This window comes from Telluria sp. ZT3P26 (genome assembly GCF_059686035.1).
On sequence record NZ_JCASII010000003.1, the window covers coordinates 461,802 to 476,748 of the forward strand.

Sequence of the window (14,947 nt, forward strand, 5' to 3'; positions counted from 1 at the left end):
GCAAAAAATGCGGGAATTCAGTTCAGCGTGCTTTCCAGGCGGCGCTGCGCTTCCACCAGGCGTTCACGGCTGTTCGACAGATGGGTGCGCATTGCCGCGCGCGCAGCCTCGGGGTCGCGTCGCTCGATGGCGCGGTAGATATCGTCATGTTCGCGGCTGACGCGCTCGAGGAAACCGGCGGGCTTGTCCTGGTCGAGCACGGGCGTATTGAGCCGCGCGCGCGGGATGAAGACATCGCCCAGGCGGGTCAGGATATCGACGAAGTAGCGGTTGCCGGTCGACAGGGCAATCAGCAGGTGGAAGCGCTTGTCGGCCTCGACTGCCGGCCTGCCCTCGGCCATCGCCTGCTGCATCTCGCGCAGCGCGGCGGCCAGCTCGTCGGCCTGTTCCTGGCTGCGGCGGCTGGCTGCAAGGCCTGCCGTCTCGGTCTCGACGCCGATGCGCAATTCCAGCACGGCCAGCACATCGCGCAGCGTGACGATGTTCTCGGAATCCAGGCCCAGCCCCGCCTGCGCGCGCTCGATGACGAAGGTGCCGATCCCGTGGCGGGTCTGGACCAGCCCGGCCGCCTGCAGGTGCGAAATCGCTTCGCGCACGACGGTGCGGCTGACGCCATGCTCGCCCATCAACGATGACTCGGTGGGTAACTTGTCGCCGGGCTTGAGTACGCCCTGCCGGATCGTGCCACTGATCTGCTCGACCACTCCCTGGGACAGGCTGCGGTGTTTGCGTTGCGGGAGCGTCATGGTGGGAAATCGCGAAGATTGGAATGGCCTTGATTATACGCGACCTTCAAGTTGTCCGACATCCTATGACTTACTCATGTCGTTACTATGATCGTGGTATAGCCACGTTGCAAAATTGGTCCGACCAACCTAGAATCAACTGATCATAAGAATATGGAGACACCATGGCGTATGTCCGCCCTTCTGCCCTGACCCTGCTGTGCCTGTCGCTATATGGCGTGGCCGCCACGGCCGCGCCGCCAGCCCACGACCGCGTGATCCTGGTGGGCGACTCCACGATGGCCAGCACCACGGGCTACGGCGACGCACTGTGCGCACGCTTCACGCCCGAAACAGCGTGCCTGAACCTGGCACGCGGCGGGCGCAGCTCGGGCAGCTTCCGGGCCGAGGGCCGCTGGGATGAAGTCACCGGCCTGCTGCGCGCCGGCGGCTACCGACGCACGTTCGTGCTGATCCAGTTCGGCCACAACGATCAGCCGGGCAAGCCGGGCCGCTCGACCGACTACGTGACCGAATTCCCCGCCAATATGCAACGCTACGTCATTGAGGCGCGCGCATTGAACGCGGTGCCGGTGCTGGTCACGCCGCTCACACGCCGCAGCTTCAAGCAGGGCTATGTACAGGATGACCTGGCGCCATGGGCGGCCACCGTGCGCCGGATTGCCGCCGCCACGGCCACGCCGCTGATCGAACTGAATGCCCTGTCGCTGGCGGCAGTCCAGGCGATGGGGCCGGACGAGGCCAACAAACTGGCGCGCGTCGGCGAGAACTTCGACCATACGCACGTGGGCCCGCTGGGCGCCCGACGCTTCTCGGACATCGTCGTGCGCGAGATCGAGCGCAAGGTGCCGCAGCTGGCGGGCGACCTGCTTGCGACCGACGGCGCCGGGGGCGCGCAATGAAGGCCGCGCTGGCAGTGGTCGCACTGGCATTGGCCGTACCACCCGTCCACGCGCAGTCCATGGCGCCAGCAAGCGCCGAACGCCAGCACGCCCCGGCCGATGGCTGGGCCGCGCAGCAAGGCGGCACGCGCGGCGGGGCGCTGGCCCTGCCCGCTCACGTCTACACGGTGCGCAACCGCGCCGAACTGGTCGCGGCGCTCAAGGCGACCGCGCCGGCACGTATCGTACGGGTGGCGGCAACCATCGACATGACGGAAGGCCGCGCCTTTACCGACAACGCCGATCAGGCGCGGCGCGGCGCGGTGACCATTCCTTCGCATACCACGCTGCTGGGCGTCGCGCCCGGGGCCGGGTTCGTTAATGCCAGCCTGATTGTCAGCGGCGTCGAACAGGTGATCGTGCGTCACCTGGCGATCCGCAATCCATGCGACATCACGCCGCAATGGGATGCGCACGACGGCCCCCAAGGCAACTGGAACTCGGACTACGACGGCATCACGGTGCGGGCCGCGCGCCATGTCTGGATCGACCATAACAGTTTCACCGATGCACCCGACACGGACCACCGGGCGCCGGTCAAGAATGGCAAGACCAGGCAATGCCACGACGGGGCACTGGATATCTCGCAGGGCGCGGACCTGGTCAGCGTTACCTACAACCATTTCGCCGAGCATGAAAAGAACATGCTGATCGGCGCCAGCGACCGCGCCACCGGCGACACGGACCGGCTGCGCATCACGCTCAAGGGCAACCTGTTCGAGCACGTCGCCGAGCGCGCGCCGCGCGTACGCTACGGCCAGGTGCACCTTTTCAATAACTACTATGTAGGCGAGCGCAAGCGATCCGTCTACGGTCACCACTACAGCATCGGCGTGGGACACCAGGCGCTGGTGCGCTCTGACGCCAACGCCTTCGATGTGACCGGCGCCCGTGGCTGCGCGGACGTGGTGCGCGACCCGGGGTCGAGCCACGGCGTGTTTGCCGACAGCGGCTCGCTGCTCAATGGCCACCCGCTCGGCGCCTGTCCGTTTGGCGGGGCGGCGCTGGCGCCCCTGCCCTACGCGCACACGGCGCTGCCGGCGCAGCTGGTGCCCGACCACGTGCGGGCCAACGCCGGCCCGCGCCCGGCCCAGGGCGAAGACGGCATTGCCGAAGTGCGCCTGTCACTGGCGCCGGGCGCACCGTTCGTGCTGCGCGCCCGGCGCCAGGCCGAGGGCGACTGGCAAGGCGTGCGCGTCCAGCTGGTCGATGAAGGAACGACCCTTCAGGTCGAACTGCTGGCGTCGCGCAGCGGCAAACTGGAACGCCTCAAGCAGGTGCGGCGCCGTCTTTCACCGGCGTTCGTGTCTTCCCGCACCCCGCTCACAGTGGGTCTGACGTTCGAGGCCGGCGTCCTGTTTGCGCTGATCGATGGCGAGCGCGTCACGAGTGCGCTGGAAACGCCGCTGCCGACGAACCTGCCGCTCGACTGGGAAGCGGGTGCGCACACGGTGCTCGACGTACGCACCGGACCGCAAGGCACGGCGCCGGCACGCGTCACGCCGCAGGTCGCCGACAATGGGATCGCGCTGCAGGCCGGCGACCCGGCCGAGACGGTCGGCATCGGCGGCGCGTCCGACCCCGTTGCCGTGGTGGCCGATGCGCGCATCGCGACGGCTGCCGTGGTCGATGGCGCGCTGCGGATCACGCCGCTGGCGCCCGGCCAGACCACGATCGCGCTCAGCAGCGCGAGCGACCCGTGGGCCGGGGCGAATCTGACCGTGGCCGTCGGCCCGCGCTTTGCCGAACCCACGGACGCGCCGGTCAGCGCCGGCCTCGACCCGGCGCGCGGCGAGCGCGGCGTACCGCCCGACACGCCGCTGCATCTGACGCTGGCGCCCGGCGCGCAGCTGAGCGGTGAAGGCAGCATCCGGATCTGGCGCAAGCGCGATGGCGCGCTGGTCAGCGTGATCCGGCCCGGCGAGACCGTGAGCAGGATCGGACCGGCGCCGCGCCAGCGCCTGGTGCGCGAGCATCGGCTGCGGCTGGTCGATGGCCAGTTGCAGGCGCGCCTGCCGCAGGGCCTCGACTACGATACCGAGTATGTCGCGGCGGCCGAGGCACGCCTGATACGCGGCGCGGACTTCACTGGCGGGCGCTGGGCGTTTCGCACGACGCCGCACCGCCCGGTGGGCGACAGCATCACGGTCGCCACCACGGGCCGTGCCCACTTCCGCACCGTGCAGGGTGCGCTCGATTACGCGATGGGCCTGCCACGCGCCATGCCGCTGACGGTCAATGTGCGCGACGGCGTCTATCCCGAACTCCTGTACCTGCGCGACAAGGACCGGCTGACGCTGCGCGGCGCCAGCCGCGAAGCGACGATCATCCGCGCCACCAACAGCGACACGCTCAATCCAGGTTCCGGCAGCGGCCAGGCGCCGCAGGAGCCAGGGCTGCTGGGCGGACGCGCGCTGTTCCTGGCCCAGGACAGCGACCTGCTGGAACTGCGCGACATCGCCCTGCACAACACCACACTGCGCAGCGACGGTCATTCGCCGCAGGCCGAGACGCTGTTCTTCAACAGCCCGGATGGGCGCCTGGCGGTGCGCAATGCGCATTTTTCGAGCGAGCAGGATACGCTGCAACTGAAAAGCTACGCGTGGATCTACAAATCGCTGGTCGAGGGCAATGTCGACTTCGTCTGGGGGAACAACCAGACGACACTGTTCGAAGACAGCGAAATCCGCACGGTTGGCGACAGCGCGAATCCCGACAGCGGCGGCTACATCGTCCAGGCGCGCACCATCGGCCCGGCCGAGACGGGCTTCGTCTTCCTGCGCTCGCGCCTGACCCGCGGCCCCGGACCGGCGGGCAACCTGCCCCCGGATGGCAGCGCCTACCTGGCGCGCTCGCCGGGCACGGCCAACACCTGGGACCACGTCGCTTTCGTCGAGTGCACCATCGGCCCGCACATCGCGGCCGATGGCTGGCTGCGCCGTCCGGCGCCCAATCCGCTGCAGGGCGGCTGGCGCGAATATGGCAACCGCGCGCCGGACGGCCAGCCGCGCCACTACGGCGGCACCGTGCTGGACGCCACGCAGGCGGCGCGCTATCGGACCCGCGCCGCCGTGTTTGCCGGGAGCGGCTGGGACCCGCAGCCATGAACATATAGCAACCACGATAACTATTTGCCGTGAACCCTTGCCACATCAGGCCGGCCAAACTAAGATTCGCTAGTTTTGGCAGAGCTGCCAATTATCCAGGACAAACCGACCGATGAAGATTACTCCAGCGCCGAATGAACCCGGCACCACCGAGCCGCGGCTGTACCGGGTCGTGGCGGCCAGGATCGAAGAACTGATCCGTGCCGAGAGGATCCGCGGTGGCGAGCGCCTGCCTGCCGAGCGCGAGCTGGCGGCCAAGCTCGGGGTCAGCCGCACGTCGCTGCGCGAAGGCCTGATCGCGCTCGAACTGGGCGGCAAGGTCGAGGTGCGTGGCGGCTCCGGTGTCTATGTCAGCGAACAGGCGGCGCCGCAGGCGGTGGTGCCGACGGCCGGGCCGGGCCCGTTCGAAGTGCTGGCCGCGCGCCGCATGATCGAGGTCGAGGTTGCAGCGCTGGCCGCCAAACATGCCAACGATTCGGCCATCGACGCCATCCTGCTCGCCGTCGAAGAGATGGAACAGCACCATGAAGACCGCAGCGCCAATGAAATGGCCGACCGCAATTTTCACCTGGCGATCGCGCGCGCCACTGGCAACAGCGCCATGGTCGGCGTGATCGAATACCTGTGGAGCCAGCGCGGCTCGCTGTGGCACAAGCTCAAGGAGCATTTCCAGACCGAGGAGCTGCGCCAGCAAACGCTGATCGACCACCGCAATATCTTCGCCGCCATCGCATCGCACGATGTCGCCGGCGCACGCCAGGCGATGCGCGCCCACCTCGACCGCGTCACGCGCACCTTCTCGCGCGGCTGATCAGCCCCGCCACGACGGCGGGTTGCGCATCGCGCCCGTCTCACGGGCAAGCGCCGCCCGGCGCACGCCCTTCCCCTGCACCGCTCGCGCCCTGCCTCCCCAGCGTCATCCGACTTCAATAAGACATCATCTGTATAGACCAGAAGATATTTCGGCACGTCCAGATTGCCTAAGTGGTCTTACCAAAGTAAAATTGAACATACCAGTCGCCGGTCTCGCATGATTCATAGAAATCACGAACCGCCAGACAAGCACGCGATCCCGAGACACATCCGGACGCACGTTCACGATGACAGGCAGGAGACACTCAGTGAAGATCTACCGTACACCCGCATTCCCGGGCTTTTTACTTTCGGCCATCGCATTGGCCGCCATGACCCTCGCCAACGGCGCGGCTGCGCAGGAAGCGCAGCCACAGCGTGTTGAAGTGACGGGCTCCTCCATCAAGCGCCTGGCGACGGAAAACGCCCTGCCCCTGACCACCTACAAGGCCGAGGAACTGGTCAATCAGGGCCTGACCACAATGTCGGAAGTGGCCGTGGCCCTGACCGTGGCCGCGACCAACGAACCGGTTGGCGGCGGTGGCGGCGGCACCATGATCAATATGCGCGGCCTGAACACCAACCGCACGCTGGTGCTGCTCAACGGCCGCCGCCTGGCCAACGAAGCACTGGGCGCAAGCTCGGTCAATGTCGACGTCATCCCGATGGCCGCCATCGAACGCGTCGAAGTCCTGCGCGACGGCGCCTCGGCCCTGTACGGTACCGACGCGATCGCCGGTGTCGTCAACTTCATCACCCGGCGCACGGTGCAGGACGTGACGATCCACGCCAGCACCGTGCAGCCGCAGGAATCCGGCGGCGGCGAACAGAAGCGCGTGACGCTCGTGGCCGGCAAAGGCGATCTCGCCACCGACGGCTGGAACGTCTACACCGCGTTCAGCGCCCAGCGCCGCAGCTCGCTGCTGCAACGCGACCGGCCGCAGATCTGGGACGCGGGCAAGCTCGCGTCGCTGGGCGGCACGCCATTCACGGCCAACACATCGGGCGGCTCGGCCTCGCCGGCCAACTTCACCATCTACCGCAACGGGCGCCCGGCCAACATCACCGGCAACCCCTACTTCGCCGCCGGCTGCGTGGCCCCTGGCCTGGCCCAGACGACGGTGCCGTCCACCCGCACCGCGGCCAACGGCGCCCGGACCTGCATCACCGACCCAGGCATCTACCCGGAACTGCTGCCGGAAAACCAGCAGGTGACCTTGTTTACCAAGGGCAGCCTGGCGCACGGCGACGGCAAGATGCTGACCGTGGAGCTGAATCTGTCGCGCTCGTACATCGACGCGATCAGTCCGCCCCAGCCGTTCGGCAACAACACCGACTACGACCGCCTCACCGCCTCGCGCCGCCCGCTGATGATCACCAGGGCCAGCCCGTGGTATCCGGGCGGTCGCGGCGGCGTGCCGGCCGTGGCCGGCGTGAACGGCGAAGACCTGGCCCTGACCTGGAGCCTGGACGAACTGGGCGCAGCCAAGCTGCATGACGTGCAGACCAACCACCGCCTGGTGATTGCCGACGAAGGCGAGTTCAAGGGCTGGGATTACCGCGTCGGCGGCTCGTACGGCTACAGCCACCGCGACTCCGGCTTCAAGGAAAACTTCGTGCGCACGCCAGCCGTGTACGCCGGCGTGGCCAATGGCATTCTCAATCCGTTCGGCGCGCAGGACGAAGCAGGCCGCGCCTACCTCGAGGACATCTCGGCCGACGGCCAGCTGTTTCGCGAAGCCGACGTGCGCTACTACGGCGTCGACTTCAACCTGAGTCGCACGCTGATGGCCCTGCCTGGCGGCGACCTCGGGATTGCCGTGGGCGGCGACTGGCACCGTGAAACCTATGCCGAGAACGTGCCGATGATCGGCAACGAGGTGGTCTGGCGCGTCAGCGGCGCGCCCGGCAACAACCCGAGCGGCCAGCGCCGCGTGGCCGCTCTGTATGCGGAGCTCGACGCCCCCGTGACGAAGGACCTGAACCTGAACTTCGCCGTGCGCGGCGACCACTTCAGCGACTTCGGAAGGACCTTCAACCCGAAGGCCAGCTTCCGCTACCAGCCGATCAAGGAACTGATGGTGCGCGGCACGGTCAGCACGGGCTTCCGCGCGCCGACCCTGCCGGAATTGTACGGCGTACCGCGCACCTTGACGCCATCGACGTCAAGCTGGGACGATCCGCTGCTGTGCCCCGGCCCGACACCAAACGTGGCCGGTTCCGGCACCCTGACCACCGACCCGCGCTTTGCCGGCCTGGGCCTGGACGCAGAGCGCGTCTGCAACACGCGCCTGACCACGCTCGTCGGCGCCAACCCGGACCTGGAGCCGGAAAAATCGAAGACCTACACGGTCGGCTTCGTGATCGAGCCGGTCAAGAACTTCGTCGCGACGATCGACTTCTGGAAGATCGACATGAAGCGCACGATCGCCCAGATCAACGAAGACTCGATCTTCGATAACCTGGACCGCTACCAGGACCTGTTCGTGCGCAACCCGGACGGCACGCTGCAGTACATCACGAAGACGCGCCTGAACATGGGTGGGCTCAAGACCCAGGGCATCGATCTGAGCCTGAACTACATGCTGCCAACCGCGCACTGGGGACGCTTCGGCTTCTCGATGGACGGCACCTACACCGACCGCTACGAAGGCCAGAACGATGCGGGCAGCCCGTGGGTCGACAGCGTCGGACGCATCGGCGCGCTCTCGACCGGTTCGACCTCGGCCAACACCTACATCTTCAAGTGGAAGCACCAGGCGCGCGTGAACTGGCAGTACGGCCCGTTCTTCGCCCAGCTCACGCAGCAGTACAGCTCGAGCTACGAAGACACCAACGCGCTGCCGACCCAGCAGCCGGGGCAGCCGTTCTACAACGTGATCGAGCCGTACCGCGTCTACAACCTGTCGACGACCTACAAGGTCTCGAAGCAGCTCAAGATTGGCGCCGGCGTGAACAACCTGTTCGACACCGATCCGCCGCTGTCGAACCAGCGCCTGTCGTCGCGTGTGGTGTTCGCACAAAATATTGCCAAGCCGATTGGCCGGGCGTTCACGGTGCGGGTCGATTACACGTTCTGATCGTCGGTGAGGTCCGCCGTTTCCGTCTGTGCGGGAACGGCGGGTGTACGCCCGTCAGCCACTGTGCAAGGCAGCATTCGCAAGAGCCCCAAATTTTAACATTGTGACAATCAGTGGATTTTCTCTAAATAATAGAGTGCTATCGTTTTAAGGTAGTTTGAGATTGATCCCAATGGAGCTTTCATCTCCTTGCTTGAGGTTTGCAAGGTTCATTAAGCTCAAAAAGGTCAGGCTGCCGCTTTCGATCGTAAAATATTTGTCAGGAGAAAATCGTCGGATGTCCATCCTTTCTATCCTCGGGCTGACTCCCAAGGCAGCCGTCATCGACGACATCGTGACGCCATCGGCGAGCCAGTTGCTCAAGCATGTTATCGCGGGTAGCTACCAGGAAGCCGAACGGCAGCTGCTCTCCGCAAGCGACGAGGAGCGCGAGCGCATGCTCCACACGTTCTCCCAGCGCGACGATGCGGTCGACCTGGCGCAGCAATGGGTGCGTAGCAGGAGCGACTCGTCAATTGCGCACACGGTGCTGGGCGCCAGCCTGATCGGTAAGGCATGGAAGATTCGCGGCAACGCCTATGGCAAGAACGTCGACCCAGCGGCCATCGAGCCGTTCTTTGACCTGATCAACAGCGCCCCGCAGTCGCTGCTCAAGGCGGCAAGCCTGGACGCGGGGACGGCCGACCCGTTCGCATGGCTGATCCTGGCGGAAGTGCGAAGAAGCGGCGATCGTGACCTGATCGACCAGTACTTTGCCCAAGCCACTGCACGCGTTCCCATGCACTGGCCGACGTATTATCGGTATTTCATGGTCACCACCGAGAAATGGGGCGGCAGCCACGAGAGGATGTTCCGCTTTGCTCAGGAAAGCGCGGAGCGGGCGCCGCGCGGGAGTGCGATCCATTTTCTGGTGGCCCTGGCATATTGCGAACATGCTCTGACGTTGGAAGCAAATACGGTCGCGCAACTGCGCAACGCCTCCCATGCCGACCGCGTTAGCACCGCGCTATATGCCTGGCTCAACGCTACTCCTGCCACGTTCGAAGAGAAACTGAATCAGCCTGGCGACGGGTTCCGCGCTGTGGGCTTGAACCACTTTGCCGTCGCATGCTACCTGTGCGGGGCAAGCAAGGAGGCCAAGACACTCGTCGCGGCGCTGGAGCGTAAAATCATGCCGATACCCTGGGCATGGATTGCGGAAGGAAGGCGCGAAAGCATCCATCTGGGTTTTGTGCATGACCGGGTGCAGCGCGAATTAGCACGCGCTTGAAGAGCGCCGCCAGCACTGTCCATGATCATTCCCGCCATCGAAGGGCGCTTCAGACAGCCCTACGCTTCAACATACGCAACACAGCAACAATGGAAACCAACGCATGACAGAACTGAATCATTACCTCGAAAGACATTTCCTGAACGAGGTACAGCTGACACGTGCCGGTGCCATAAGTATCGATGAGCTGGATGCTCTGATCCACGAACGACTGGTTCCCGCGCCATCGTATGTGGTCACCGGGGCGGGGAACCTGTGTTCGTTTGTGTTCGGCGAGATGGCCGCACCCGGCGCCACGCCGGGTCGTTACTTTCCCCCGTCGCAACTGATCTGGATCGATCGGGCACGCCACGCCATCGCATGCGATGCGAAGGAAGACGCCGAGGTACGCCTGAAGGCTCAGTTCACAACCAATTTCGCCACCGCGCTCGCAACGCTGAATCTGTCAACCTGGCGTTTGCGTGACAGCTTCGATGACCATGGGGCACCGATTGTCGATGGCTTGCTCGCGCGTACCGATGCTGCGTGGGAGCATTTTTTGAACGGGACGTTCAGCTTGTGCGTTGCCAATGCAATGTCGGAGGCGCACATCGCGTACAAAGAAGTGCTTCAAGAAAAACTCACAAAAATCAGCGATAACGGGCGTCAAACGGTGTTTTCTCCGCAACTGGCGCAGGCGACCCACGAGTTGATCGACGCTTACGCGGCAGCGGCCATGCCTTTCTCGCCCATTGAGTATGCTTCAAGCAGCCGTAAGCGACTGGTCGAGGATCTGCGAGAAAACATCCACAGATCGGCTGGCGCCACCTGACGTGGCGGGATTGGGCTGGGCGTCTTGTTGCAAAGCCCAAGCCGTCAAGGCGCAACGCGCACGTAATCAATGTCAGCCCAGGCACCCGCCGCGCCAGTCGCAAACAGGCCGACCTGCGCGCCAACCCAGCGCCCCATCGCAGCATCGAACGGCGCGCCCACCGGCGTGAACACTATCCCATCCTGGCTGTACGAAAACGCCACGCGCGCGCCATGCGTCACGTGCGCGCGCAGCAGCACTTTGTAGCCGGCCAGCGCCGGCCCCAGCGTTTCAATGCACTCGCCCGCCACCTCGCAGCGCGCCGCCACCATGCGTGGCTTGCCGTCAACGCGGCGCAGTCCGAACCACTGGCTGGTCAGTCCCAGAACGCCCAGCCCAACCTGATCGCCATCGCGCCCCGCGCGCAATTCGACACTGGCCGTCATGCCAAAGGCCGGCGCCGGGAATTTCTGCGTCAGCACCGACGCCAGCGTGCGCAGCGGCGCCGCTGGCTGCGCAAACAGGCGCAGCATGCCGGGACGTGCGTCGAGGGCGTACCAGCCGGGCTGCGGGTTGGCGGCCCATTGCCATTGATGGCCCAGCGCAGCGCCATCGAATTCGTCACTTGTTGCCGGCTCGCGGCGGGCAAACTTGCCCGGCAAAGGTTTGCCATGCTCGACGACCGGTTGGCCAACGCCCGGCGTAGCAGACGGTTCACCGATCAACGGCCAGTCGTCGTTCCAGCGCAGCGGCTGCAGATGCACCACGCGGCCATAAGCGCGCAGGTCCTGAAAGTGAAAGAACCAGTCACCGCCCTGCGGCGTCGTGACCCAGGCGCCCTGGTGCGGTCCGTTGATCCTGGTCGCGCCCTGCGCCATGACGATCCGGTCTTCGTAGGGCCCCTCGATCCGGCGCGAGCGAAACACCGATTGCCAGCCCTGCTCGACCCCACCGGCCGGCGCGAACACGTAATACCAGCCATTGCGCTTGTACAGCTTGGGCCCTTCCAGGGTCCGGTAGCCCGGCAACCGGTTGCCATCGATGATCACCCGGCCTTCATCCAGCAGGCTGCGTCCATCGGGCGCCATGCGGCGCAGCGTGAGCACGTTGTTGATACCGGCGCGGCTCTTGGCCCAGGCGTGGATCAGCCAGGCCTGGCCATCGTCGTCCCACAGCGGGGCCGGATCGATGATGCCCTTGCCCGGCAACAGCAGGTGTGGCGCGCTCCACGGGCCAGTAAACTCGGTTGCCGTCGTGACGTAGATGCCGTGATCCGGGTCGGGATAAAAGATCCAGAAGCGCCCGTCGTGATGGCGCAGGCTGGGCGCCCACACGCCCTTGCCTGGCTGGGGCGCGGCGAATGTGGCCGGTGGCGTGAGTTGTGGCAGCGCGTGGCCCACCAGCTCCCAGTTCACCATGTCGCTTGACGCGAGCAGCGGCAAGCCCGGTGCGTTGGCGAAGCTCGACGACACCATGTAATAGCGCTCGCCGACGCGGATCGCATCGGGGTCGGAATAATCGGCGTGCAAAATCGGATTGCGGTAGCGGCCGTTGCCGAGATCCGGCGACCACGGCGCGCGTGCGGATACTGGCCCAAGCGTCTTGCCGAGGAAGCGGTCCATCGCATCGACGGTCGGCGCCAGCCAGGGATCGAACAGCCAGAAGGAATGCGGCGCGCCGTCCAGCGCCACCGTATCGGTCGGGATGCCGTGGCTGGCCAGGGTGGCCGCAAGCGCTTCGCGTCCGCTCGAAAAGCGCGGCGCAGCGCCAACGATGAATTGCACCGGCGGGCTGTCCTTGCTGGCATGGGTCAGTGGCGAGGCGTCGCGCCACAGTGCCGGCTGCTCGGCATAGCGCCCGCCGAACCAGGCGCCCGCTGCCGACGGGCGCTTGGCCGGGTCGTCTTCAAAGCGCAACGCCAGTTCGGACGTGAAATCCGACAGGCCATCGATATTGACCACGGCGCGCACCGCATCGGGCCGGGTCATGCCCACCAGCGCCGCGATCTGCCCGCCGGCCGAACCGCCCGCGATGGCGATGCGCGCCGGGTCCAGGCCGAGGCCGGGCGCCTGCGCGCGCAGCCAGTCCAGCGCTGCCTTGACGTCGTCGATTGCTGCCGGATAGCGCGCTTGGCCCGATAATCGATAGCTGACGGTGGCCGTCGCATAACCGCGCGCGGCCAGGCGCGCGGCCAGCGGCGCCATGTTCGAGCGCTCTCCGCTGGCCCAGCCACCACCATGCACCAGCAGCACCAGCGGCGCCGGGGTGGCGCCCGCTGCCGGCAGGTACAGATCCAGTGCCAGGGTCAGTGCGCCCCGTTTCGCGTACACGATATCCTTGCGCACCTGCACCGGCGCCGGTGCGTCGGCGCTGGCAATCCGGATGAACGGGTAGTCGCGCACCAGCTTGTTATAGGTGGTGTCGGCGTCGTAGCGTGCCTGCGCCGACGCCAGTGCCATGACCGAGAGCGTACCCAACGCAAGGCAGGCGAGCACGATGCGTTTGCACACCATTGCAGCCCGCCCCATCGTTCAGGTCACGGGTGCGGGGTTGAAGAGCGCCAGCGAGTTATGCAGCTTCCAGTGTTCAGCCCAGGTCTTGCGGCCGCTGGCCACATCCAGGATCAGCCGGAACAGTTGCCAGCCGACGTCCTCGATGCTCGCTTCGCCGCTGGCGATGGTGCCAGCGTCCAGGTCCATCAGGTCATGCCAGCGGCGCGCCAGCTCGGTGCGGGTGGCCACCTTGATGACGGGGACCGCGGCCAGGCCGTACGGGGTGCCGCGTCCGGTGGTGAAGATGTGGACGTTCATCCCGGCCGCCATCTGCAGCGTGCCGCAGATGAAGTCGCTGGCCGGCGTCGCCGCGTAGATCAGGCCCTTCTGCGTCAGCTTGTCGCCCGGCGAGAGCACGCCCGTGATGGCCGTGCTGCCCGATTTAACGATTGAACCCATCGCCTTTTCGACGATGTTCGACAAGCCGCCCTTCTTGTTGCCGGGGGTCGTATTGGCGCTGCGATCGACGCTGCCGCGCACCAGGTAATCGTCGTACCACTGCATCTCGCGCACCATGGCCGCAGCCACTTCCGGCGTTGCGGCGCGCGCGGTCAGCTGGTCGATGCCGTCACGCACCTCGGTCACTTCGGAAAACATCACAGTGCCGCCAGCGCGCACCAGCAGATCGGTGGCGTATCCCACGGCCGGATTGGCCGTCACACCCGAAAACGCATCGCTGCCGCCGCACTGCACGCCCACCACCAGGTCGGACGCCGGGCAGGTTTCGCGCTGGCGCGCGTTCAGTTCCTGCAAGTGCCGTTCGGCGGTGACCATCAGCGCGTCGATCATCGACATGAAGCCCACGTGCTGCTGGTCCTGCAGCGTGACGACCGACGGCGCGCCATTGCCAATCGGGATCGAGCCGGCCGGGAACAGGCGCGCGGGCGGCAGCTTTTCGCAGCCCAGGCTCACCACCATTACGTTGTCGCCGAAGTTCGGGTTTTTCGACAGGTTGCGGATGGTCCGGATCGGGATATCCGCGCCGGGCGCGTCGATCGCCACGCCGCAGCCATACACGTGCTCGAGCGAGACCACGTCCTCGACGTTCGGGTAGCGCGGCAGCAGTTCGTCGCGGATGCGCCGCACCGCGTACTCGATCACGCCCGAGACGCACTGCACGGTGCTGGTGATGGCCAGCAGATTGCGGGTGCCGACCGAGCCATCCTTGTTGCGGTAGCCCTCGAATGTGTACCCGTCCAGCAGCGGACCGGCAGCGACGGCATGGGTGCCAACCGGCAGGTCGTCGAGCGAGCGCGCCGCCGGCATGCGCAGCACGCGCTCGGAGACCCAGCTGCCGCGCGCGATCGGACCGCTCGCGTAGCCGATCGTCACGCCATAGCGGATCACCGGTTCGCCGTCCGCCAGATCGCTCAGCGCGACCTTGTGGCCCTGAGGAACGCCTTCGAGCAGCACCAGCCCGCCGGGCAGCACGGTGCCGGCGGCCAGGCCGCCATCGTTTACGACGATGGCAACATTGTCGCCTGGCTGCATGCGGATCGTGCGCGGAACGTCGTGGTTCATGTTTCGTGTCTGCCTGTCGGCTGAAGTTGGGAGGATCGTTTTTAGTATGCCATAAAACGTTCCAATGCGGCTAGTCCACATCTCTATT

At 66.0% G+C, this 14,947-nt stretch carries 9 protein-coding genes; 6 read left to right on the plus strand and 3 right to left on the minus strand.

Features of this window, described 5'->3' with window-relative positions:
• Positions 1–17 precede the first annotated feature (17 nt).
• Entirely contained in the window at positions 18–746 is a 729-nt protein-coding gene (locus AC56LN_RS12795) for a FadR/GntR family transcriptional regulator (RefSeq protein WP_499572177.1), read from the minus strand.
• 164 nt (positions 747–910) lie between these two features.
• Between AC56LN_RS12795 and AC56LN_RS12800 the strand changes: the two genes are divergently transcribed.
• The 6 genes from AC56LN_RS12800 (at position 911) to AC56LN_RS12825 (ending at position 10,807) form a co-directional block, all read left to right on the plus strand.
• Positions 911–1,648: a rhamnogalacturonan acetylesterase gene (locus tag AC56LN_RS12800; protein WP_499572178.1), complete on the plus strand. Its 738-nt coding sequence runs from the start codon at positions 911–913 to the stop codon at positions 1,646–1,648.
• Positions 1,645–4,794 (plus strand): pectinesterase family protein, encoded by a 3,150-nt coding sequence (locus AC56LN_RS12805; RefSeq protein WP_499572180.1) that lies wholly within the window; start codon positions 1,645–1,647, stop codon positions 4,792–4,794. Before AC56LN_RS12800 ends, AC56LN_RS12805 begins: the two co-directional genes overlap by 4 nt.
• Positions 4,795–4,906: 112 nt before the next feature.
• Positions 4,907–5,605: a FadR/GntR family transcriptional regulator gene (locus AC56LN_RS12810; protein ID WP_499572182.1), complete on the plus strand. Its 699-nt coding sequence runs from the start codon at positions 4,907–4,909 to the stop codon at positions 5,603–5,605.
• A gap of 310 nt (positions 5,606–5,915) precedes the next feature.
• Positions 5,916–8,726, plus strand: a complete 2,811-nt coding sequence (locus tag AC56LN_RS12815; protein WP_499572184.1) for a TonB-dependent receptor plug domain-containing protein — start codon at positions 5,916–5,918, stop codon at positions 8,724–8,726.
• 277 nt (positions 8,727–9,003) lie between these two features.
• Positions 9,004–9,996 (plus strand): hypothetical protein, encoded by a 993-nt coding sequence (locus tag AC56LN_RS12820; protein ID WP_499572186.1) that lies wholly within the window; start codon positions 9,004–9,006, stop codon positions 9,994–9,996.
• A gap of 103 nt (positions 9,997–10,099) precedes the next feature.
• Positions 10,100–10,807 carry a DUF6058 family natural product biosynthesis protein gene (locus AC56LN_RS12825; protein WP_499572187.1) on the plus strand — a complete coding sequence of 236 codons (708 nt, stop codon included), beginning with the start codon at positions 10,100–10,102 and terminating at the stop codon, positions 10,805–10,807.
• A gap of 44 nt (positions 10,808–10,851) precedes the next feature.
• Here the strand turns inward: AC56LN_RS12825 and AC56LN_RS12830 are convergent, their stop codons facing one another.
• Together AC56LN_RS12830 and garD are read right to left on the minus strand one after the other, a co-directional pair.
• On the minus strand, positions 10,852–13,281 hold the full coding sequence (locus AC56LN_RS12830) for an alpha/beta fold hydrolase (protein ID WP_499572189.1): 2,430 nt from the start codon (positions 13,279–13,281) through the stop codon (positions 10,852–10,854).
• Positions 13,282–13,317: 36 nt separating this feature from the next.
• Positions 13,318–14,859, minus strand: coding sequence for a galactarate dehydratase (gene garD, locus AC56LN_RS12835; RefSeq protein ID WP_499572191.1), 1,542 nt, complete (start codon positions 14,857–14,859; stop codon positions 13,318–13,320).
• Positions 14,860–14,947: the final 88 nt, after the last annotated feature.